Source organism: Solimonas variicoloris DSM 15731 (assembly GCF_000382285.1).
Classification (GTDB): Bacteria; Pseudomonadota; Gammaproteobacteria; order Nevskiales; family Nevskiaceae; genus Solimonas; species Solimonas variicoloris.
Map to the genome: position 1 here is coordinate 39,676 of NZ_KB907942.1, position 18,832 is coordinate 58,507.

Below are 18,832 nucleotides of genomic sequence, written 5' to 3' on the forward strand. Positions count from 1 at the left end.
TCAAGAATCGTGCCTTGCGCCGCGCGCGGGCCTGCGCCGCGGCCACGCGATCCACGGCGCCGGCGGCGCGGACTGCGCGCCGGTCGCGCGCGCTTCGGGGCCTCGGCCGACGCCGCGCGACGCGCCGGCTCAGCCCGGGCAGCGCACCGCGGCGCGATCGCGCTGCGCGGCCTCGACCACGCCGGCGATGTCGGCGGCGAGCCGGGCCAGGCCGGCCTGGGCGCCGTTGACCAGCGCGTCGTAGCCGGCGCCGACCGGCGCCGTCACCTGTGTCGAGCAGGTCCAGCGCGCCTTCAGCGTGCCGGGGGCGCTGACGTCGAGCACGGTCCAGACCGCGTCGAGGCGCACGCTGGTGGCGAGCCGGGCGTCGAGACGCTGCACGTCGACGAGCACGCGATAGACCGGCGCGCCCGGCGGCGGCGCGACCCGCGAGACGTCCTGCGCCCCGAGCGCGGCGCCGAGCTCGGCGACCAGCGCGCCGCGCACCTCGTCGGGCAGCGGCGCGATCCAGCGCCGCGTCTCGACCAGCGCGACCTCGCCGTTGCCCTGGCGCACGACCAGCTCCGGCTGATTGACCTGCGCCGGCACCCGCACCGGCTGCACGTCGATCGCGAATGCCGCCTGGCCGGCGGCGAGCGGCGCCAGCGGCGTCGGCCGCACCAGCGTGTAGAAACGCGTCGGCGCCTCGCCGCCGCAGGCCGTCACCGCAAGCGTGGCGAGCGCGAACGCGCCGAGTCCCCGCAGATTCCGCTGCTGTGCGCTGCGCATCACTTGCCCTCCTGCTGTCCGTTCTCGCGCGGCTCGGCGGCTTCCGGCGCGCCGAACACCATCGACTGCGGATGCCGCTTCAGATAGTCGGCGAGCTCGCGCATCGAGCGAGCCATGCGCTCGACCGAGTCGAGCGTGGCCTGCGCATTGCGCTGCAGCGGCGACTCGCCGGCGATGAAGTTCTGGTTGGCGGCGTCGACCGCCTGGCGCGCGTCGCGCAGCAGGCCGGTGGCTTCCGGCGCCAGCTTGCCGTCGAGCTGCCGGAGCAGACTGTCGGCGCTCTGCAGCGTGCTGTTGAGATTGTGGCCGATCTCGCCGAACGGAATCTCGTCGAGCTTGTTGACGATGCTGGCGATCTGCTGCTGGATCTCCTCGAGCCCGCCGGTCACGGTCGGCAGCTCGAACGGGCTGGCCTGGGCATCGACCTTGACCGGCGCCGCCTTGCGCTCGAAGTCGAGCGAGACATAGAGCTGGCCGGTCAGCAGATTGCCGGGTCGCAGCTGCGCGCGCAGGCCGTAGCCGATCATGCGCGTGAAGAATTCGCGGCCGGCGCGCGCCTCGTCGCCGGACTGATGGATCTGGCGCTGGAACATGCGGCCGAGGCGTTCCGGGTAGATGCGCGCGTCGACCACCGCGTAGAGCTTGCGCGCGTCGCGGTCGTAATCGAGCGCGGCGGCGGTGACGTTGCCGAGCACGACGCCGCGGAAGTCGATCGGCGCGCCGACCGACAGACCGCGCATCGACTGGTTGAAGTACATGCGCACGTCCATCGCCAGCCCGTCGGCCGGCGCCAGCGCCGTGCTGCGGTCGTCGAACAGCGTGAAGCGCGCGTTCTCGTCGACCACGCGGCCGGCGTCCTCGAGCGGCGGCACCTCGAAGGCGATGCCGCCGGCGACCACCGCCGCCAGCGATTCGGTGTCGAGCTTGAAGCCGGACGCGTTGACGGTGACGTCGACGCCGCTGGCGTTCCAGAAGCGCGTGTTGAGGGTCACGAAGCGGTCGAACGGCGCGTCGACGAAGATTTCCAGCGTCACGCCGCGGCCGTCGGCGCGCAGCTGGTGGCCGACCACGCGGCCGACCTGGGTACGGCGGAAATACAGCGGCGAGCCGATGTCGAGCGAGCCGAGGTCGCTGGCCTCCAGGTAGTAGCGCCGGCCCTGCTGGTCGTTGGTCACCGCCGGCGGCACTTCGAGGCCATCAAACTCCTTGCGTTCCTCGTGCGAGGCGCCGAGGTCGACGCCGATGTACGCGCCGGACAGCAGCGTGGTCAGGCCCGACACGCCGCCGAGACCGACGCGCGGCCGCACCACCCAGAACTTCGAGTCCTGCACGGCGATGTTGGAGGCGTCGTTGGTCAGCTCGACCTTGACCAGCACGCTCTGGCGGTCCTCGCTGAGCTGGATGCGGCGCACCTGGCCGACCACCACGTCCTTGTAGCGCACCTCGGTCTTGCCCGCTTCGAGCCCTTCGGCAGTGTCGAAACGGATCGTGATCAGCGGGCCCGAGGCGAGCCAGGCGCGGAGCACCAGGATCACGCCGGCGAGCGCCGCCACCGCCGGCACCAGCCAGATCAGCGACAGGCTCCAGCGTTGTCCGCGCCGCACGTCCGGCTTCGGCAGCGCCGCCACGTCGGGCACGGTTTCGTTCTCGTTCATGGTGCGCTCTTCACAGGCGGGTTCATCGTTCCGGCTCGTCCCAGATCAGGCGCGGATCGAAGCTCATCGAGGCCAGCATCGTCAGCACGACGACCGCGCCGAACGCGATCGCGCCGGGTCCGGCGCGCACCTCGGCGATCGACTGGAAATTGACCAGCGCCACCAGCAGCGCGACGACGAAGACGTCGAGCATCGACCACTGGCCGACGAATTCGAGGAGCCGGTACAGGCGCGCGCGCTCGCGGCGGCGCCAGCGCGAATGCCGCTGCGCGCTGAGCAGCAGCACGACCAGCGCCACCATCTTCAGCAGCGGCACGCAGATGCTGGCGATGAACACGATCAGCGCCAGATCCCAGGAGCCCGACAGCCACAGCACGCGCACGCCGCCGAGGATGGTGTCGTTCTCGTTGTAGACGAGCGTCGCGGTCTGCATGATCGGCAGCGCGTTGGCCGGCACGTACAGCAGCATCGCGGCGATCAGGAACGCCCAGGTGCGGCGCAGGCTGTCCGGCTTGCGCGCGTGCAGCGGCGCCTCGCAGCGCGGACAGCTCGCGCCGTCCAGGCCGGGTGCCTCGCGGCAGACGAAGCCGCAGGCGTCGCAGGGCAGCAGGCCGAGCGCGCGCGCGCTCGGCGGCTCGGCCACGGCCGGCGCGGCGTCGCGCGCCTGGCGCCGGTCGAACGCGTCGGCCCGGGCGCTCATGCGTCGAGCGCCTCGCGCGCATCCCACAGCAGGCGCAGGTCGAAGGAGTTGATGACCGTCAGCAGGATGGTCAGGACCGCGAACGCGAAGATGCCGACCTCCGGCTTGACCGAGGCCATGCCGGCGATCTTCACGACCGACACCAGGGTGCCGAGCATGAACACCTCGACCATGCTCCACGGCCGCATCAGGCGCAGCGCATGCATGAGATCGACGAAGCCGCGCGGCACGCGCCGGCGCAGCAGCGCGCCGAGCACGTAGCCGAACATCACGATCTGCGCGAGCGGAAAGAAGAACACCGTCAGCGCCGCGAGCACCGCGACCGGGCCGACGCCGGTGTCCCAGGTGGCGCGGATCGCGCCCCACAGCGTGGTGCCGCTCGACACGCCCTGCAGCTGGAGCGTGACGATCGGATAGACGTTGGCGATGACGAAGACGATCAGGCTGGTGACGGTCAGCGCCAGCATCGTTTGCAGGTCGGCGAGCTGATCGCGGTACAGCTCGGCGCCGCAGCGCAGGCACAGCGCACGCTCGCTGCGGCGCAGTGGCCGGCGCGTGTAGACGGCATCGCAATGTTCACAGACGACGTATGGGCTGGCGTGCATCGCGTGACGGCGGGAGTCCCCGCCCGGCTTTCCCTGCGGACGCTGGCAGTCTAGAGCCTGGCCGCGCGTTTGGCACCGTCGCCGAAGCCGCCTGCCGTGCTCAACCCTCGCGGTTGCGCATCCAGTCGGCGACCGGCACCAGCGCCTCGTGCAGCTCGCGGGCCAGGACCGGCTCGATGCCGCTGTCGCGCAGCGCGTCGGCCATGCAGGCCAGCCACTGGTCGCGCTCGCGGCTGGCGATCGCCACCTGCAGATGCCGCGCGCGCAGCCGCGGGTGTCCGAAGCGCGCCACGTAATGCGGTTCGCCGCCGGTCCAGCCGCAGAGGAACCAGTACAGCTTGTCGCGCGAACCGTCGAGGCTCGGCGGATGCAGGGCGCGCAGCTCGGCATAGGCCGGGTCGCGGTCCATGCGGTCGTAGAAGGCGTCGACGAGACGGCGGATGGTCGCCTCGTCGCTGCCGAGGCGTTCGTAAAAGCTGGTGATCATCGTGCGCCCATCATCGCACGCCGCTCACGATGCCGGCGACGCGCCGGCCGGCGCCGGCCCTGCGGACGGCAGGCGCGGCAGCAGGCGGTTGATCTCGTCGACGAGGCGCGGCAGCGAGGTCTCCGGGTCGTAGCCGGTATGCGTGTAAGCGACGCGGCCGTCGGCGTCGACGAGGAACAGGCGCGGGATCGCCTCGACGCCGTAGCGCGCGCCGATGCGGCCGCGCGGATCGTGGGTCAGCGTCAGCTGCAGGCCGGCGAGGCGGCGCAGGATCTCCTGGTAACGGGCGCGGTCTTCCTTCCAGTTGACGCCGACCACGGCCAGGCGCTCGCGGCCGACCACCTGCTGCAGGCGCTCGAGCAGCGTCAGCTCGCGCAGGCACGGCCCGCACCACGACGCCCAGAAGGTGGTGATGAGAATGCGGCCGCGAAAGTCGCTGGCGCGCACCGCCTGCCCGTCGCGATCGTCGCCGAGCGCGTCGGGCGGCAGCTCGCCAACCGCCGGCGCCGCCGCCGCCGGACCGGCGAGCAGCGCCGCCGTCATCAGGAGCGCCGCAACCGCCCGCGCCGGGCGGCGGAACAAGGGCGGGCGCGGGCATCCGATCATCGGCCAAGCTTAGCGGAAGCGCCGGCGGCTGCGATTTGGTTATTTGCTTATAACCTTCCGTGCGAGCGCGGTGCCGGCCCCGACCCTTTCCCTTAAAATCGGCGCCCCGGGGAACCGCTGGCGCGCGCTGCATCGTGCCGGCAGCTCCTCATCGCCGAACCGCAGGAAGTCCCACGTGTCGATCGCCCCAGCCGTCATGCCGAGCCCCGAGGGTGCGGCGCTCAGCCCGGACGACATCGCCGCGCTCAACGCCCGCTATGCTCCGCTCGATTTCGAGCAGCGCATCCGCCAGCTGTACCGCGAATTCGACGTCGACCGGGTGCTGGTCACCTCCTCGTTCGCGGCGACCTCGGCCTACTTCCTGCACCTGATCTCGACGATCGAGCCGCGCCAGAAGTTCGCCTTCATCGATACCGGCTACCACTTCCCGGAAACGCTGGCCTACCGCGACTACCTGATCGAGCTGTTCAAGCTGAACGTGTTCAGCGTGCGCGCCGAGGACTGGAAGCACCAGTTCACGAGCGACGACAAGACCTACGAGCGCGATCCCGACTTCTGCTGCGCGATCAACAAGGTCGAGCCGCTCGACGCGATCAAGCCGAACTACCGGATCTGGGTGTCGAGCCTGATGCGCGCCGACACCGAGCACCGCGCCCAGCTCGACATCTTCGAAGTCCGCAACGGCATCGTGAAGTTCAATCCGATGATCGACGTCACGCACGAAACGCGCGACGCCTACATCCGCGAGCACGCGCTGCCGTTTCACCCGCTGGTCGCGCGCGGCTACCAGTCGATCGGCTGCATCCACTGCACGGTGCCGGGCGAAGGCCGCAGCGGCCGCTGGGTCGGCAAGCCGAAGACCGAGTGCGGGCTGCACCGCTGAAAGCGGCCGCGGTACGATCTCGCCGATGAGCGAATCCGTCCGTCTCGACCAGTGGCTGTGGGCCGCGCGCTTCTTCCGCACGCGCACGCTGGCCAAGGAAGCAATCGAAGCCGGCCACGTGCGCTGCGCCGGCGAGCGCTGCAAGGTCGCCAAGGACGTGCGCATCGGCATGCCGCTGACAGTGCGCCGCGCCGGCGAGGAATTCGAGATCGTCGTCGACGGCCTGTCGGTGCAGCGCGGCGGTGCGGCCGAGGCGCAGCGCCTCTATCACGAGTTGCCGGAAAGCCTGACGCGCCGCGAGCAGGCGCGCACCGCCCGCCAGCTGGCGGGTCAGGCCGTCAGCAGCGAACGGCCGAGCAAGAAGGGCCGGCGCATGCTCGAGCGCTTCAAGCGCAGCCTCGGCGTCGATTGATCGGCCGAACAGAGGCGGGCGGCGACGCAAAAGGCCCCGCCGCGCGGCGACGGGGCCCCTCTCGATAGCGACGACCTCACTCGATCGCGGTCTTCAGGCGCAGGTCGTTCTTGACGTCCTTCACGCCCTTGACGTGACGCGCCACATCGACGGCCTGGTCGATCTGCGCCGACGAGGTCACGAAGCCCGACAGCTGCACCATGCCGTTCTCGGTCTCGACGCTGATGTCGGTGGACTTCAGGCCCTTCTCGGCGAGCAGCGCCGTCTTCACCTTGGCAGTGAGCGCCGAGTCGGACACGTATTGGGACGCTTCGTTCTTCTGCGCCGGCGCGGTGCCGGACTGAGCCTGGGCCATCAGCGGCGCGGAACCGAGCGTGATCATCGCGGCGACGAACAGGGGTTTCATCTTCATGACGTCTCCTTTCATGGCGGGGCGCGCCGGGCGCCCTCTCGCTGATCCGGATCATTCCGGACGCCCTCCATCCTCCGCGCCGGCCGTGAACTCGCCCTGAACCCTGAAGCCGCGCCGTTCATCGCTCGCTCAGGCGCGTCGACGTCGCCGGCCGCAACAAAAAAGCCCCGCATGAGGCGGGGCCGGTCCGAAACCGCGCCGCCGTTTCAGCCGCGCATCGCGTCGCGTTTCTTCGCCACCGCGGCGAGCAGCTTGTCGTCGGCATCGACGAACAGCTGTACGCCGTCGACGACCAGGCGTTCGATGATCTCGGTGAACGGCAGCTGCAGCGCGCCGATCGTGTCGAACACCTCGCGCGCCTCGCCGAGCGCGTACTCGAGCCGCGAGCGCGCCTCGCCGTGATCACGGAAGGCATCGAGCGTCGCCGGCGGCACGGTGTTGACGGTGTCGACGCCGATCAGCTCCTCGACGTAGAGCGTGTCGCGGTACGCCGGGTTCTTGGTGCCGGTGCTCGCCCACAGCAAGCGCTGCGGACGCGCGCGATGCTGCTGGGCGAGCTGCTGCCAGCGCGGCTCACCGTAGAGCGACTTGTAGTCCTGATAGGCGAGCCGGGCATTGGCGATGGCGACCTTGCCGACCAGCGTCTGCAAACGCTCGGTGTGCACGGCGCCGTCGGCGATGCGCCGCAGCAGCTCGGCGTCCATCGCCGCGTCGATGCGGCTGACGAAGAAGCTGGCGACGCTGGCGACGCTGGCGGCGTCGCCGCCGCGCTGCGTCCATTGTTCGAGGCCGTCGATGTAGGCCAGCGCCACGTCGCGGTAAGCCTCGCGCGAGAACAGCAGCGTGACGTTGACGTTGATGCCCTCGCCGATCAGCGTGCGCAGCGCGTCGACGCCGGCCGGCGTGCCGGGCACCTTGATCATCAGGTTGGCGCGGCCGACCGCCTGCCACAGGCGCCGCGCCTGGGCGACGGTGCCGTCGGTGTCGTGCGCCAGCCGCGGCGAGACTTCGAGACTCACATAGCCGTCGGCGGCGCGCGTGCGGTCGTAGACCTTGCGCAGCTCGTCGGCGGCGAGGCGGATGTCCTCGATCGCGATGTGCTCGAACAGCTCGGCCGGATCGTCGACGCCGGCCCGCACCAGCGCGCGCAGCGCCTCGTCGTACTCGCTGCTGCCGCCGATCGCCTTCTCGAAGATCGCCGGGTTCGAGGTCAGGCCGCTGATCGCGTCGTCCTCGATCATGCGCCGCAAGCCGCCGCCGCTGAGCAGATCGCGGCGGATGTAGTCGAGCCAGAGCGACTGGCCCAGCGCGTGGACGGCCTGGAGGCGATTCATGGTCCTGGTGGCGGTAATCGTGAGTGGAAAAATTAGATCAGGCACAGATTACACAGATTTCACAGACGGGCAGCAGCGCAGCGCTGCGCTGCGCAGTTGTCGAGCGGCGGGACTCGCCGCAAGCGGCGCCAGGCTTCACGCGACCAGCTGCAGGCTCGCGAGCCGGGCGTAGAGGCCGCCGCTGCGCGCGAGCTCGGCCGGCGTGCCGGTCTCGACGATGCGGCCGTGTTCGAGCACGACGATGCGATCGGCGCGCTGCACCGTCGCCAGGCGATGCGCGATCACCAGCGTCGTGCGCCCCTGCATCGCCGCCTCGAGGCCGCGCTGCACCAGCGCCTCGCTCTCGGCGTCGAGCGCGCTGGTCGCCTCGTCGAGCAGCAGCAGCGGCGGGTTCTTGAGGATCGCGCGGGCGATGGCGAGGCGCTGGCGCTGGCCGCCGGACAGGCGCACGCCGCGCTCGCCGACGAAGGTCTTGTAGCCCTCGGGCAGGCGGGCGATGAACTCGTCGGCAAGCGCGGTGCGCGCCGCGGCGATCACGTCCTCGTCGCTGGCGCCGGGGCGGCCGTAGCGGATGTTCTCGAGCGCGTTGGCCGAGAACACCACCGCCTCCTGCGGCACCACGCCGATCTGCGCGCGCAGCACGCGCGGGTCGAGCTCGCGCAGGTCGACGCCGTTGAAGCGGATGCCGCCCTCGCCGACATCGTAGAAGCGCTGCAGCAGCTGGAACGCGGTGGTCTTGCCGGCGCCGCTCGGGCCGACCAGCGCGACCGTCTCGCCTTCGCGTACGTCGAGGTCGAAGTCGGCCAGCGCCGGCGTCTGTGGCCGCGACGGATAGCGGAAGCCGACATGCTCGAAGCGGACGTGCGCGCGCTGCGTCGCCGGCAGTGGCTGCGGCTGCGGCGGCGCGGCGATCGTCGGGCGCGCCGACAGCAGCTCCATCAGGCGCTCGGTCGCGCCGGCGGCGCGCATCACGTCGCCCCAGACCTCGGCGAGCACGCCGACGCCGCCGGCGGTGATCGCCGCGTACATCACGAACGAAGCCAGCGCGCCGGCCGTCATCTGCCCGGACATTACCGCCTGCGCGCCGAGCCACAGCACGAAGACGATCGAGCCGAACACGCCGGCGATGATGCCGCCGGTCAGCAGCGCGCGCATGCGCGTGCGGCGGATCGCCGACGCGAAGCTGCGCTCGACGGCGGCGTCGAAGCGCTGCCGCTCGTACGGCTCGTTGGTGTAGGCCTGCACGGTCGGGATCGCGTTGAGCACCTCGCCGGCGACCGCCGAGCTGTCGGCGATGCGGTCCTGCGATTCGCGCGACAGCTTGCGCACGCGGCGTCCGGCCCAGATCAGCGGCACGATGACGGCGGCGAGCAGCACCAGCGTGATCGCGAACAGCTTGGCGCTGGTCAGCGCCAGCATCACCAGGCCGCCGGCGAACTGGAAGGCGCTGCGCAGGCCCATCGACAACGAGGAACCGACCACCGTCTGCACCAGCGTGGTGTCGCCGGTCAGGCGCGACAGCACCTCGCCGGTCTGCGTCGTCTCGAAATACTGCGGCGACTGCTCGAGCATGCGCCGGTAGACGGCGCTGCGCAGGTCGGCGGTGACGCGCTCGCCAATCCAGCTGACCTGGTAGAAGCGCCCGGCGGTCGCCAGCGCCCACAGCACGGCGATGCCGAACAGGCCGAGGAAGTGTCCGCCGATCGCCCCGCCGCCGACGAAGCCGTGGTCGATCAGGCCGCGGAACGCGAGCGGCACGACGAGGAAGGTCGCCGAACTGACGCAGAGCAGCGCGAAGGCGGCGAACAGGCGCCGGCGGTACGGGCGCAGAAACGGCAGCAGCCCGCGCAGCGCGCCGAGCCGGCGCCGCGACGCCGACGCTGCGGCGTCCTCCAGCGCGGTCGCCACGCCGCTCGCGGGATCGGCGTCCGCCGCGCTCATGCGCCGCTCTCCGCGAAGATGCCGGCCGCGGCTGCGCTCCAGACGCTCCAGCGGTGGCCGCCGTCGCGCTCGCGGTAATGGCCCTCGGGCAGCAGCGGCGCGATCATTCGCGCCGCCGTCACGAAGCCGTCGTCGCGGCCGCAGACCAGCCAGACGCGACGCGCGTCCTGCGGCTGCCGGGCCCAGTCGTGGACGACGCGCCAGGCCTCGCGCGGCGGGTTGTCGGCATCGAGCTGCGCCGGCCGCGGGCCCGGCTGCCACGCCGCCGGCCCGCCCGCCGCCTGCACGTCCTCGATGAGCGCGCCACCGCCCATGTACGGCGCGAGCAGCAGCAGGCCGTCGAGCTGGCCCGGATGCTCACGCTCGTAAAGCAGCGCGCCGAGACCGCCCAGCGACGCGCCGACCATCCAGACCTCGCGGTAGCGGCTGCGGGCCGGCTCGATGAGCGCGTGCAGACGCTCGATCAGACGACCTTCGAAGTAGTACGGCAGCGTCGCGCCGGCGAGCAGCACGTCGGCGTCCGGCCGGCCGCCCTGGATCGCCTCGACGATGCCGGACGCGCGCAGTCCGGCCAGATCGTCGCCGCGCCCCGGCAGCACCACGACCAGCATCTGCGCCGGCGCCCGCGCCGGCACCTGCTGCGTCGGCATCACCGCCGCCGGCCGGCCCGGCAGACAGGCGGCCAGGCCGAGCAGCGGCAGCACCGACAGCGCAACGCGCAGGCCCCGCGCCAGCCTTCGTTTCATCGGCTTCTCCATACGCGTCGCATCGTCGCCCGCGCGCGCGGGCGCGTCAAAGCGCGGGTTTGGCCGGCCCGGCGCCGGGCGCGATAATGGCGGACGTCCCCCGCCCGAGCGCCGAGATGAAGATCGTCGATGCCGTCACCGCCGTCGTCACCTGCGGTGACGAACTGCTGATGGTGCAACGCCAGCCGTTCCTCAAGTCCTTTCCGGGCTTCCACGCCTTCCCGGGCGGCAAGATCGACGCCGAGGACGCCGACGGCGCGCCGCTGCCGGACTGCTGCGCGGGCCACGAGCCGCGCCTGCTGCGCGGTCTGCTGCGCGAGCTCGTCGAGGAACTGGCGCTCGATCTGACGCCGTTCGCGGCGCTGCAGATCCGCGCACTCGGCGTCGCGCTGACGCCGCCGACGATGCCGGTGCGCTTCAACACCTATTTCTATCTCGTCGACCTGCCGCAGCGGCCGCCGCTGACGGTCGACACGCGCGAGATCGCCAGCGCCGAATGGGCGCATCCGCGCGAGTGGCTGGCGCGCTTCCGCGCCGGCGAGCTGCTGCTGGCGCCGCCGACGCTGGCGGTGGTCGAGGCGCTGGCGGCCAACCCGCAGGCGCCCGAGGTGCCGGGGCTCGATTTCCGCACGCGCGTCGACTACGAGCTGCCGGTGATCGAGCACGTCTACGGCGTGCGCAACATCCTGGTGCGCTCGCACACCCTGCCGCCGGCCCAGCACACCAACTGCTTCCTGCTCGGCGACGCGCAGTCGCACCGCGTGCTGGTCGACCCTTCGCCGGCCGACGCCGATGAGTTCGAGAAGCTCTGCAGCCTGGTGCCGCGCTTCGGCATCCACGAGGTATTCCTGACGCACCACCATCCGGACCATCACCAGCAGGCGCCGGAACTGGCGCGCCGCTTCGGCGTGCCGATCGGCATGTCGGAGGACACGCACCGGCGGCTGCTCGACAAGAAGGGCCACGACTACTTCCACGATCTGGCGATCCACCACTACCGCGAGGGCGACACGCTGTGCCGCTGGCTCGACCGGCCGGTGCGCGTGCACGAGGTGCCGGGGCACGACGAAGGCCAGCTGGCGCTGATGCCGGAGAACCGCGCCTGGTGCATCGTCGGCGATCTGATCCAGGGCATCGGCACGGTCGTGATCGCCAAGCCCGAGGGCGACATGCGCAAGTACTACGCGACGCTGGAGCGGATGATCGCGCACGCCCCGCGCGTGATCATGCCCTCGCACGGCATCGCGCTCGGTTCGGTCTACCGCCTCGAGGAAACGCTCAAGCACCGCCGCCTGCGCGAACAGCAGGTGCTGAGCCTGTGGCGCGAGGGCCACGATCTCGAATCGATGCTCAGGCTGATCTACGCCGATCTCGATCCGCGCCTGCTCGGCCTGGCGCGGCTGAACATCGAAAGCCACCTCGACAAGCTGCGCATCGAAGGGGTGCTTGACGGTGCGACGGCCTAGGGCCGGCTAACACCCATGGCGGCGCGCCGCGCCGGCGCTCACTTCGGGCCGAGCAGCGCCATGCGCAGCTCGACCTTGCCCTTGTTGATGTGCTCGATCTTCACCGGCACGAAGTGGCGCGACGGCGCCAGCCAGTAGCGGTACGACTTCTTCGGGTTGTCGACGCGCGCGACGCGAATCGTCTCGAAGCGCCCGGCCGGCGTCTGCACCGTCTCGCGCCCCTGGATCTGGAAGCGATAGAGGCGCAGCTTGTCCTCGTCGATGAACGAGAACTCTTTCTCGGCGCCGATGCGCTCGGCGTTGCCGGCCGCCCACAGGCGCACCGCCTCGCGGATCGAGAAGCGGTCGTAAGCCGGCGTCGGCGCCTTGATCTCGACGATGTTGCCGCCGCGGATCATCTTGGCGCGCTCGCTGGCGGGATCGAAGTCGAGCGTGAAATTGTCGCCGCTGCGCTTGTCGTTGCGGTACTCGAAATGGCGCGGCTGCACGACGCCGTCGACGATGCAGAACGCGCTGCTCTCGCGCGGCGAGCCGTAGGTCCAGCGCACCAGCGCGATCGGATCGGTCGTCGAGCTGTAGTCGAAGCAGCCGTCACCGCGCGGCTTGAGCGCAATGGTGCCCTCGCCGAGCGAGATGTCGCCCCACTCGACGCTGTAGCGGTCGGCGCGCGCCGCCCAGAAACCGGCGTCCACCGCCGCTGGCGCCGGAGCCTGCGCCGCCGTACCGCCCGCCGCCGCCAGCAGCAGCAAGGCCATCAGGTGCCGCAGACCGCCGCCCGCCCGGATCTTCATCGAAAGGCCTCCTCGACCGCGTCCATCCCGACTGGAGCCGCCAGTATGCGCCCCCGCAGCTCGACGCCACGCGACGTCAGCGCCAGTTCGCCGCGCGCCATCCAGGCGACCGCCTGCGGATAGATCTTGAGCTCGATCTCCGCCATCACCCGGGCCGCCAGCGTCTGCGGCGTATCGTCCGCCCGCACCTTGAACTGCCCCTGAATGACGCGCGGCCCGCCGTCGAGCTCGTCGGTCACGAAGTGCACCGTGGCGCCGTGCTCGGCGTCGCCGGCGGCGAGCGCGGCTTCGTGCGTGTGCAGCCCCGGATGGCGCGGCAGCAGCGAGGGGTGGATGTTCAGCATGCGACCGGCGTAGGCGCCGATGAACAACGGCGTGAGGATGCGCATGAAGCCGGCGAGCACGACGATGTCCGGCCGGTAGGCGGCCAGGCGCGAGACCAGCGCCGTGTCGTAAGCCTCGCGGCTGGCGTAGTCGCGATGCGACAGCAGCTCGACGGCGATGCCGGCGCGCAGCGCGCGGGCGATGCCACCGGCATCGGCACGATTGCTGAGCACGACGACGATGCGACCATCGATGCGGCCGGCGGCGCAGGCATCGATCAGCGCCTGCAGGTTGCGGCCCTCGCCGGAGATGAGGACGGCGATGCGCGCCGTCATGCGCACGCCCCGCAGGGCCGGCGCCACGTCGCGCGCGAAGGCCGTCGGTGCGCGCGCAGAACGGCCAAGCCGACACGGCCATGGCCGTGCGCGGCCATCGCGGACGGCGCCGTGGCGCGCGCGGCCCGGCGCAGCAGCTTCAGCGACGCCTCAGGCAAAGCGGACGTCCTGCTTGCCCTTGACGATCTCGCCCATCAGGAACGGCTTGGCGCCCGACTTCTTCAGCGACTTGAGCGCCGCGTCGGCCTCCAGGCGCGGCACCACGAGGATGAAACCGACGCCGCAGTTGAACACGCGCCACATCTCGTCCTGCTCGACGCCGCCCTGCGCCTGCAGCCAGTCGAAGATCGCCGGGCGCTGCCAGGACTCGGTGTCGACGACGGCGGCGATGCCCTTGGCGAAGCAGCGCGGCAGATTGCCGACGATGCCGCCGCCGGTGATGTGCGACATGCCGCGCACCTTGATGCCCTGTTCGAGCAGCTTGAGCACCGGCTTGACGTAGATGTGGGTCGGCGCGAGCAGCGCGTCGGCCAGCGTGCCTTTGCCGAACGGCGCATCGAGATCGGCCTTGGCGCGCTCGAGGATCTTGCGCACCAGCGAGTAGCCGTTCGAATGCGGGCCCGACGACGGCAGGCCGATCAGCACGTCGCCGACCTTGATCTTGCTGCCGTCGATGATCTTGCTCTGCTCGGCGACGGCGACGCAGAAGCCGGCGAGGTCGAAGTCGCTGCCGTGGTACATGCCCGGCATCTCGGCGGTCTCGCCGCCGACCAGCGCGCAGCCGGCCAGCTTGCAGCCCTGGGCGATGCCCTTGATGACCTGCGCGGCGTTCTTCTGGTCGAGCTTGCCGGTCGCGTAGTAATCGAGGAAGAACAGCGGCTCGGCGCCGGACACCAGCACGTCGTTGACGCACATCGCGACCAGATCCTGGCCGAGGCCCTGCACGCGGCCGGTGTCGATGCCGAGGCGCAGCTTGGTGCCGACGCCGTCGGTGCCGGACACCAGTACCGGCTTCTTGTACTTCTTCGGCAGGCCGACCAGCGCGCCGAAGCCGCCGACGCCTGCCAGCACCTCAGGCCGCCGCGTCGACTTGACGATCTTCTTGATGTCGTCGACCAGCGCGTCGCCGGCGTCGATGTCGACGCCCGCATCGCGGTAGCTCAGCCCGCTGCTCTTCTTCATTCGCTTTGCCTTGTGTGCCTGAATGGGAATGCGCCGGCCCGGAGCCGGCGCGATCCGGCTATTTTAGCGGGACGCCCCGGCGCTCCGCAGGCGTGCCGGCGATCCACCCCGCCGCCGCCCTGTATCATTTCGCCGGCCCCGCGCCCTTTCGCCCGACGATCCGACCCGCCGATGACCCGACTCGCCCGCCTGCTGCTGCCCACCTTCGTGCTCGCCGCCGCGCTGGCCGCGCCCGTGGCCGCGCAGACTGGGCCGGTGGCTGATCCGTACGAGGGCCGCGCGACGGTCGCCGACCAGAGCGCCGCCAGCCGCGACCAGGGCCTGCGCGGCGCCCTCGCCGAAGTCGTCGACCGCGTCAGCGGCCCCGGCGCGGCCGGCGGCGCCGCGGCGCCGCTGCTGGCGCGCGCCGGCCAGTTCGTGCAGCGCTACGCCTACGTGCCGGACGCCGGCGCCGGTCTGCAGCTGGTCGCACGCTTCGACCAGAACGCGGTCGACGGCCAGCTGCGCGCGCTCGGCCTGCCGGTCTGGGGCTACAGCGCGGCGCCGGCCGAGGACATTGCCGTCAGTGTCGGCGGCGTGCGCTCGGCGGCCGACTACGCGCGCGCGCTGGCGACGCTGCGCGCCACGTCCGGCGTGCGCAGCGTCGCCGTGCGCGGCACCGACGCCGATCGCCTGCAGCTCGCGGTACGCGCCGACGGCGGCGCCGCGCGTCTCGCCGCGACGCTCGCCGGCCAGCGCGCGCTGCGCGTCGAGCCCGGCGCGCCCGCCGACGGCCTCGCGCTGCAGCTGGCGCACTGATGGACGGCCTCGACGACATGGATGCCTCGCTGCGCCGGCACTGGCCGTGGTATGCCGGCGCGCTGGCGGCGCTGGCGCTGCTGTGGGTCCTGACGCCGATCCTGGCGCCGTTCGTGATCGGCGCCGGTATCGCCTACCTCGGCGATCCGGTCGCCGACCGTCTCGAACGGCTCGGCCTGTCGCGCGCCGCCTCGGTCAGCATCGTCTTCACGGCCTTCGCGTTCGCGCTGCTGCTGCTGCTCGTGCTGCTGGCGCCGATGCTGTATGCGCAAAGCGTCGCGCTGATCCACAACATCCCGAGCTGGATCAACTGGATTCTCGACACCGGCCTGCCGAAGCTCGGCATCGACATCGGCACGCGGCTCGACGCCGACGGCCTGCAGCAGATCGTCAGCGAGCACTGGTCGGAAGCCGGCGACATCGTCAAATCGCTGTGGCTCCGCGTCTCCGAGTCCGGCAAGGCGTTCGTGACGATGGCCGCGAACCTGCTGATGATCCCGATCGTCAGCTTCTATCTGATGCGCGACTGGGATCGCCTGGTCGCCTGGATCGGCACGCTGATCCCGCCGCGCCTGCTGCCGCAGGCGAGCGGCTTCGCGCGCGAGGCCGACGAGGTGCTCGGTTCGTTCATCCGCGGCCAGCTACTGGTGATGGCGGCGCTGGCGACGATTTACTCGGCCGGCCTGACGCTGATCGGCCTGAAGCTCGGCCTGATCATCGGCGTGATCGCCGGCCTGCTCAGCTTCGTGCCCTATCTCGGCTTCGCGGTCGGCTTCGGCGCAGCGCTGATCGCGATGCTGGTGCAGTCGCACGAATGGCTGCCGCTGGTCTGGGTCTGCCTGGTGTTCGGCCTCGGCCAGGTGCTCGAAAGCGCGGTACTGACGCCGATCCTGGTCGGCGACAAGATCGGCATGCATCCGGTCGCCGTGATCTTCGCGGTGATGGCCGGCGGCCAGCTGTTCGGCTTCATCGGCGTGCTCATCGCGCTGCCGGCGTCGGCGGTCATCGCCGTGGCGCTACGCCACGCCAAGGCGCAGTGGCTGCTGAGCCCGCTGTACCGGCACGGCGCGCCGACCGAAGCGCAGGCCGCCGACGAGCGCCAGCCGCCGGCATGAGAGGCCGCCAGTTGCCGCTCGCCGTGCAGTTGCGCGACACGGCGAGCTTTTCGAGCTATTGGGCCGGCGGCAACGCCGAGACGGTCGCCGCGCTGCGCGCCCTGCGCCACCCGACGCTGCTCTACGGTCCGGCCGGTTCGGGCCGCACGCACCTGCTGCAGGCGCTGTGCCGCGAGCAGGGCGGCGCCTATCTGCCGCTGACCGAGATCCGCGCCTACGGCCCCGAGGCGCTCGACGGCTTCGATGCCAGCCCGCTGCTGTGCCTCGACGATCTCGACGCGGTCGGCGGCGACCGCGACTGGGCGCTGGCGCTGCTGCGCCTGATCGATCGCCGGCGCGCCGCTGCCCTGCCGTTCGTGTTCTCGGCGCTGGCGCCGCCGGAACACCTGGCGCTGGCCCTGCCCGACCTGCGCACGCGGCTCGCCGCCTGCGTCGTGCTCGGCCTGCTGCCGCTGAGCGACGCCGAGCGCGCCGAGCTGCTGCGCGACCGCGCGCAGGCACGCGGTCTGGCGCTGCCGGCGGAAGTCGCGCGCTGGCTGCTGCAGACGCAGGGCCGCAGCAGTGGCGCGCTGGTCGAAGCGCTCGAGCGCCTCGATCGCGCCTCGCTCAGCGAGAAACGGCGGCTGACGCTGCCGTTCGTGCAGGCCGTGCTTGGCCGGCCAAGCGCCGAGCGCCGCGCCGGCGACGACACGGCAGACGCCCAGCGCGGCGACGACAGCGGCGCCTAAGCAGCCGCGGCGGCGCCGCGCGCCTCGCGCGCGCTGATCCGCACGTACAGCACCAGTCCGACGAAATCGGCGGCCGCCAGCGCGGCCAGTCCGAACATCAGCGCGCGCGCCTGCGGCTGCGCGTAGCCGTTGGCGAGCAGCAGCGCGCAATAGCCGACCAGCAGCATGCTGGCCCAGGCGTGCGTGTAGCGCCGGCCGCGCAACATGCCCGGCAGCGGCAGGAACAGCAGCAGCGCCGCGGCGAGCGCCAGCGGCGAACGCAGCAGCGCCATCAGCAGCACGATCAGCGCCAGATGCGCGGCCAGCGCCAGCGCGCGCGGATAGACGCTCGGCGGGCGCGGCAGCGCGCTCATGCGAGCTTCACCGCGATTTCGGCGACGCGGCGGCCGAGCGCCAGGCACAGCGTTTCCTCGTCGCGCGTCAGCGGGCGCGGATCGTGGCCGACGCCGGCGTGATGGCTGGCGCCGTACGGGGTGCCGCCGGCGGCCGTCGTCGACAGCGCCGCCTCGGTGTACGGCAGGCCGACCAGCAGCATGCCGTGATGCAGCAGCGGCAGCATCATCGTCAGCAGCGTCGCTTCCTGACCGCCGTGCAGCGAGCTGGTCGACGTGAAGACGGCGGCCGGCTTGCCGGCGAGCGCCCCGGACAGCCATTGCGCCGAGGTGCCGTCGAGGAAGTGTTTCATCGGCGCCGCCATGTTGCCGAAGCGCGTCGGGCTACCGAGCACGAGGCCCGCGCACTCGACCAGATCGCGCGGCTCGGCGTACGGCGGACCGTCGTCGGGCACCGCCGGACCGCGCTGCGCGTGGTCGGCGGTCACCGGCGGCACCGTACGCAGGCGCGCCGCGGCGCCGGGCACCGACTCGACGCCGCGCGCGACCAGCCGCGCCATCTTCGCCACCGAGCCGTGGCGCGAGTAATAAAGCACGAGAACTTCGGTCATGAACCTTTCCGTCGGCGTAGGCCCGCTATTCTAGAAGCCCGCGGCGGCGCACCGCTGCGCGCACCGCCACCGGAGACGACGATGCACCCGAATGCGCAGACGATCGAAACCTTCTACCGCGCCTTCCAGCAGCGCGACGCGGCGGCGATGGCCGCCTGCTACCACGAGCAGGCGCGTTTCTCCGATCCGGTGTTCCCCGATCTCGACGCCGGCGGCGTGCGCGCGATGTGGGCGATGCTGCTGGCCGGCGGCAAGGACCTGCGCCTGGAGTTCAGCGGCGTCGAGGCCGACGACCAGCACGGCCGCGCACACTGGGACGCGCGCTACACCTTCTCGGCGAGCGGGCGGCCGGTGCTGAACCGCATCGACGCCGAATTCACGTTCCGCGACGGCCTGATCGTGCGTCACCAGGATCGTTTCGACTTCCACGCCTGGGCCACGCAGGCGCTGGGCCTCGGCGGCCGCCTGTTCGGCGGCAGCGCCTGGCTGCAACGCAAGGTGCAGGCCCAGGCCGCGCAGCGCCTCGCCGCCTGGCGGCGGCGCTGAACGGCGACGCCCGGCCGACGAGCGCGGGCCATCATCGTTTGTTCATCTGCCATTG

At 71.5% G+C, this 18,832-nt stretch carries 22 protein-coding genes; 7 read left to right on the forward strand and 15 right to left on the reverse strand.

Annotation, left to right across the window (positions count from 1 at the left end; genetic code table 11):
* Positions 1-129: 129 nt before the first annotated feature.
* The 6 genes from H149_RS0115965 to H149_RS21370 all read right to left on the reverse strand — a co-directional run bounded on the left by H149_RS0115965 (position 130) and on the right by H149_RS21370 (position 4,758).
* Positions 130-768 carry a PqiC family protein gene (locus H149_RS0115965; RefSeq protein ID WP_020650774.1) on the reverse strand — a complete coding sequence of 213 codons (639 nt, stop codon included), beginning with the start codon at positions 766-768 and terminating at the stop codon, positions 130-132.
* Complete coding sequence (locus H149_RS0115970) at positions 768-2,423, reverse strand: PqiB family protein (protein ID WP_020650775.1); 1,656 nt, start codon at positions 2,421-2,423, stop codon at positions 768-770. The genes H149_RS0115965 and H149_RS0115970 overlap by 1 nt, the downstream gene beginning before the upstream one ends.
* 22 nt (positions 2,424-2,445) lie before the next feature.
* Positions 2,446-3,123: a paraquat-inducible protein A gene (locus H149_RS0115975; protein ID WP_020650776.1), complete on the reverse strand. Its 678-nt coding sequence runs from the start codon at positions 3,121-3,123 to the stop codon at positions 2,446-2,448.
* Complete coding sequence (locus H149_RS0115980) at positions 3,120-3,728, reverse strand: paraquat-inducible protein A (protein ID WP_020650777.1); 609 nt, start codon at positions 3,726-3,728, stop codon at positions 3,120-3,122. Before H149_RS0115980 ends, H149_RS0115975 begins: the two co-directional genes overlap by 4 nt.
* A gap of 100 nt (positions 3,729-3,828) precedes the next feature.
* Entirely contained in the window at positions 3,829-4,215 is a 387-nt protein-coding gene (locus tag H149_RS0115985; protein ID WP_020650778.1) for a group II truncated hemoglobin, read from the reverse strand.
* A gap of 24 nt (positions 4,216-4,239) precedes the next feature.
* Complete coding sequence (locus H149_RS21370) at positions 4,240-4,758, reverse strand: TlpA family protein disulfide reductase (protein ID WP_169518367.1); 519 nt, start codon at positions 4,756-4,758, stop codon at positions 4,240-4,242.
* Positions 4,759-5,017: 259 nt separating this feature from the next.
* Here H149_RS21370 and H149_RS0116000 point away from each other — a divergent pair, with 259 nt between their 5' ends.
* Together H149_RS0116000 and H149_RS0116005 are read left to right on the forward strand one after the other, a co-directional pair.
* Positions 5,018-5,704 (forward strand): phosphoadenylyl-sulfate reductase, encoded by a 687-nt coding sequence (locus H149_RS0116000; protein WP_020650781.1) that lies wholly within the window; start codon positions 5,018-5,020, stop codon positions 5,702-5,704.
* 25 nt (positions 5,705-5,729) lie between these two features.
* Positions 5,730-6,116, forward strand: a complete 387-nt coding sequence (locus H149_RS0116005; protein WP_020650782.1) for an RNA-binding S4 domain-containing protein — start codon at positions 5,730-5,732, stop codon at positions 6,114-6,116.
* A 76-nt stretch (positions 6,117-6,192) separates the two neighbouring features.
* Here the strand turns inward: H149_RS0116005 and H149_RS0116010 are convergent, their stop codons facing one another.
* From H149_RS0116010 to H149_RS0116025, 4 genes are all read right to left on the reverse strand, one after another.
* Entirely contained in the window at positions 6,193-6,528 is a 336-nt protein-coding gene (locus H149_RS0116010; RefSeq protein WP_020650783.1) for a BON domain-containing protein, read from the reverse strand.
* A gap of 206 nt (positions 6,529-6,734) precedes the next feature.
* Entirely contained in the window at positions 6,735-7,862 is a 1,128-nt protein-coding gene (gene tal / locus H149_RS0116015) for a transaldolase (RefSeq protein ID WP_020650784.1), read from the reverse strand.
* Positions 7,863-7,997: 135 nt separating this feature from the next.
* A complete protein-coding gene (locus H149_RS0116020; protein WP_020650785.1) occupies positions 7,998-9,803 on the reverse strand; it encodes an ABC transporter transmembrane domain-containing protein in 1,806 nt (601 codons plus the stop codon).
* Positions 9,800-10,549, reverse strand: a complete 750-nt coding sequence (locus H149_RS0116025; protein WP_039749243.1) for an alpha/beta hydrolase-fold protein — start codon at positions 10,547-10,549, stop codon at positions 9,800-9,802. The genes H149_RS0116020 and H149_RS0116025 overlap by 4 nt, the downstream gene beginning before the upstream one ends.
* A gap of 86 nt (positions 10,550-10,635) precedes the next feature.
* Between H149_RS0116025 and H149_RS0116030 the strand changes: the two genes are divergently transcribed.
* Positions 10,636-12,015 carry an MBL fold metallo-hydrolase gene (locus H149_RS0116030; protein WP_083931057.1) on the forward strand — a complete coding sequence of 460 codons (1,380 nt, stop codon included), beginning with the start codon at positions 10,636-10,638 and terminating at the stop codon, positions 12,013-12,015.
* 38 nt (positions 12,016-12,053) lie between these two features.
* Here the strand turns inward: H149_RS0116030 and H149_RS0116035 are convergent, their stop codons facing one another.
* The 3 genes from H149_RS0116035 to purM all read right to left on the reverse strand — a co-directional run bounded on the left by H149_RS0116035 (position 12,054) and on the right by purM (position 14,647).
* Entirely contained in the window at positions 12,054-12,806 is a 753-nt protein-coding gene (locus tag H149_RS0116035; protein WP_020650788.1) for a DUF3108 domain-containing protein, read from the reverse strand.
* Positions 12,803-13,465 (reverse strand): phosphoribosylglycinamide formyltransferase, encoded by a 663-nt coding sequence (purN, locus tag H149_RS0116040; protein ID WP_020650789.1) that lies wholly within the window; start codon positions 13,463-13,465, stop codon positions 12,803-12,805. The genes H149_RS0116035 and purN overlap by 4 nt, the downstream gene beginning before the upstream one ends.
* Before the next feature lie 150 nt (positions 13,466-13,615).
* The gene (purM, locus tag H149_RS0116045; protein ID WP_020650790.1) at positions 13,616-14,647 is read right to left on the reverse strand and encodes a phosphoribosylformylglycinamidine cyclo-ligase; all 1,032 of its coding nucleotides are present in this window, start codon (positions 14,645-14,647) and stop codon (positions 13,616-13,618) included.
* Between the two features lie 171 nt (positions 14,648-14,818).
* Between purM and H149_RS0116050 the strand changes: the two genes are divergently transcribed.
* From H149_RS0116050 to hda, 3 genes are read left to right on the forward strand one after another with little or no spacing between them, the layout of a single operon-like run.
* Positions 14,819-15,445 (forward strand): DUF8605 domain-containing protein, encoded by a 627-nt coding sequence (locus H149_RS0116050; RefSeq protein ID WP_020650791.1) that lies wholly within the window; start codon positions 14,819-14,821, stop codon positions 15,443-15,445.
* Positions 15,445-16,560, forward strand: coding sequence for an AI-2E family transporter (locus tag H149_RS0116055; protein WP_020650792.1), 1,116 nt, complete (start codon positions 15,445-15,447; stop codon positions 16,558-16,560). The genes H149_RS0116050 and H149_RS0116055 overlap by 1 nt, the downstream gene beginning before the upstream one ends.
* Positions 16,557-17,288, forward strand: coding sequence for a DnaA regulatory inactivator Hda (hda, locus tag H149_RS21375; protein WP_051101883.1), 732 nt, complete (start codon positions 16,557-16,559; stop codon positions 17,286-17,288). Before H149_RS0116055 ends, hda begins: the two co-directional genes overlap by 4 nt.
* Here hda and H149_RS0116065 read toward each other — a convergent pair.
* Both H149_RS0116065 and wrbA read right to left on the reverse strand, forming a co-directional pair.
* The gene (locus H149_RS0116065; RefSeq protein ID WP_020650794.1) at positions 17,285-17,641 is read right to left on the reverse strand and encodes a DUF2069 domain-containing protein; all 357 of its coding nucleotides are present in this window, start codon (positions 17,639-17,641) and stop codon (positions 17,285-17,287) included. The genes hda and H149_RS0116065 overlap by 4 nt on opposite strands.
* Positions 17,638-18,231 carry an NAD(P)H:quinone oxidoreductase gene (wrbA, locus tag H149_RS0116070; protein WP_020650795.1) on the reverse strand — a complete coding sequence of 198 codons (594 nt, stop codon included), beginning with the start codon at positions 18,229-18,231 and terminating at the stop codon, positions 17,638-17,640. The genes H149_RS0116065 and wrbA overlap by 4 nt, the downstream gene beginning before the upstream one ends.
* 81 nt (positions 18,232-18,312) lie before the next feature.
* Here wrbA and H149_RS0116075 point away from each other — a divergent pair, with 81 nt between their 5' ends.
* Positions 18,313-18,777: a nuclear transport factor 2 family protein gene (locus H149_RS0116075; protein WP_020650796.1), complete on the forward strand. Its 465-nt coding sequence runs from the start codon at positions 18,313-18,315 to the stop codon at positions 18,775-18,777.
* The last annotated feature ends 55 nt before the right edge of the window (positions 18,778-18,832 follow it).

Coding starts and splice junctions, on each gene's coding strand:
- H149_RS0115965 (WP_020650774.1), bottom strand. CDS start 768: ATGCGCAGCGCACAGCAGCGGAATCTGCGGGGACTCGGCGCGTTCGCG.
- H149_RS0115970 (WP_020650775.1), bottom strand. CDS start 2,423: ATGAACGAGAACGAAACCGTGCCCGACGTGGCGGCGCTGCCGAAGCCG.
- H149_RS0115975 (WP_020650776.1), bottom strand. CDS start 3,123: ATGAGCGCCCGGGCCGACGCGTTCGACCGGCGCCAGGCGCGCGACGCC.
- H149_RS0115980 (WP_020650777.1), bottom strand. CDS start 3,728: ATGCACGCCAGCCCATACGTCGTCTGTGAACATTGCGATGCCGTCTAC.
- H149_RS0115985 (WP_020650778.1), bottom strand. CDS start 4,215: ATGATCACCAGCTTTTACGAACGCCTCGGCAGCGACGAGGCGACCATC.
- H149_RS21370 (WP_169518367.1), bottom strand. CDS start 4,758: ATGACGGCGGCGCTGCTCGCCGGTCCGGCGGCGGCGGCGCCGGCGGTT.
- H149_RS0116000 (WP_020650781.1), top strand. CDS start 5,018: ATGCCGAGCCCCGAGGGTGCGGCGCTCAGCCCGGACGACATCGCCGCG.
- H149_RS0116005 (WP_020650782.1), top strand. CDS start 5,730: ATGAGCGAATCCGTCCGTCTCGACCAGTGGCTGTGGGCCGCGCGCTTC.
- H149_RS0116010 (WP_020650783.1), bottom strand. CDS start 6,528: ATGAAGATGAAACCCCTGTTCGTCGCCGCGATGATCACGCTCGGTTCC.
- tal (WP_020650784.1), bottom strand. CDS start 7,862: ATGAATCGCCTCCAGGCCGTCCACGCGCTGGGCCAGTCGCTCTGGCTC.
- H149_RS0116020 (WP_020650785.1), bottom strand. CDS start 9,803: ATGAGCGCGGCGGACGCCGATCCCGCGAGCGGCGTGGCGACCGCGCTG.
- H149_RS0116025 (WP_039749243.1), bottom strand. CDS start 10,549: ATGAAACGAAGGCTGGCGCGGGGCCTGCGCGTTGCGCTGTCGGTGCTG.
- H149_RS0116030 (WP_083931057.1), top strand. CDS start 10,636: ATGGCGGACGTCCCCCGCCCGAGCGCCGAGATGAAGATCGTCGATGCC.
- H149_RS0116035 (WP_020650788.1), bottom strand. CDS start 12,806: ATGAAGATCCGGGCGGGCGGCGGTCTGCGGCACCTGATGGCCTTGCTG.
- purN (WP_020650789.1), bottom strand. CDS start 13,465: ATGACGGCGCGCATCGCCGTCCTCATCTCCGGCGAGGGCCGCAACCTG.
- purM (WP_020650790.1), bottom strand. CDS start 14,647: ATGAAGAAGAGCAGCGGGCTGAGCTACCGCGATGCGGGCGTCGACATC.
- H149_RS0116050 (WP_020650791.1), top strand. CDS start 14,819: ATGACCCGACTCGCCCGCCTGCTGCTGCCCACCTTCGTGCTCGCCGCC.
- H149_RS0116055 (WP_020650792.1), top strand. CDS start 15,445: ATGGACGGCCTCGACGACATGGATGCCTCGCTGCGCCGGCACTGGCCG.
- hda (WP_051101883.1), top strand. CDS start 16,557: ATGAGAGGCCGCCAGTTGCCGCTCGCCGTGCAGTTGCGCGACACGGCG.
- H149_RS0116065 (WP_020650794.1), bottom strand. CDS start 17,641: ATGAGCGCGCTGCCGCGCCCGCCGAGCGTCTATCCGCGCGCGCTGGCG.
- wrbA (WP_020650795.1), bottom strand. CDS start 18,231: ATGACCGAAGTTCTCGTGCTTTATTACTCGCGCCACGGCTCGGTGGCG.
- H149_RS0116075 (WP_020650796.1), top strand. CDS start 18,313: ATGCACCCGAATGCGCAGACGATCGAAACCTTCTACCGCGCCTTCCAG.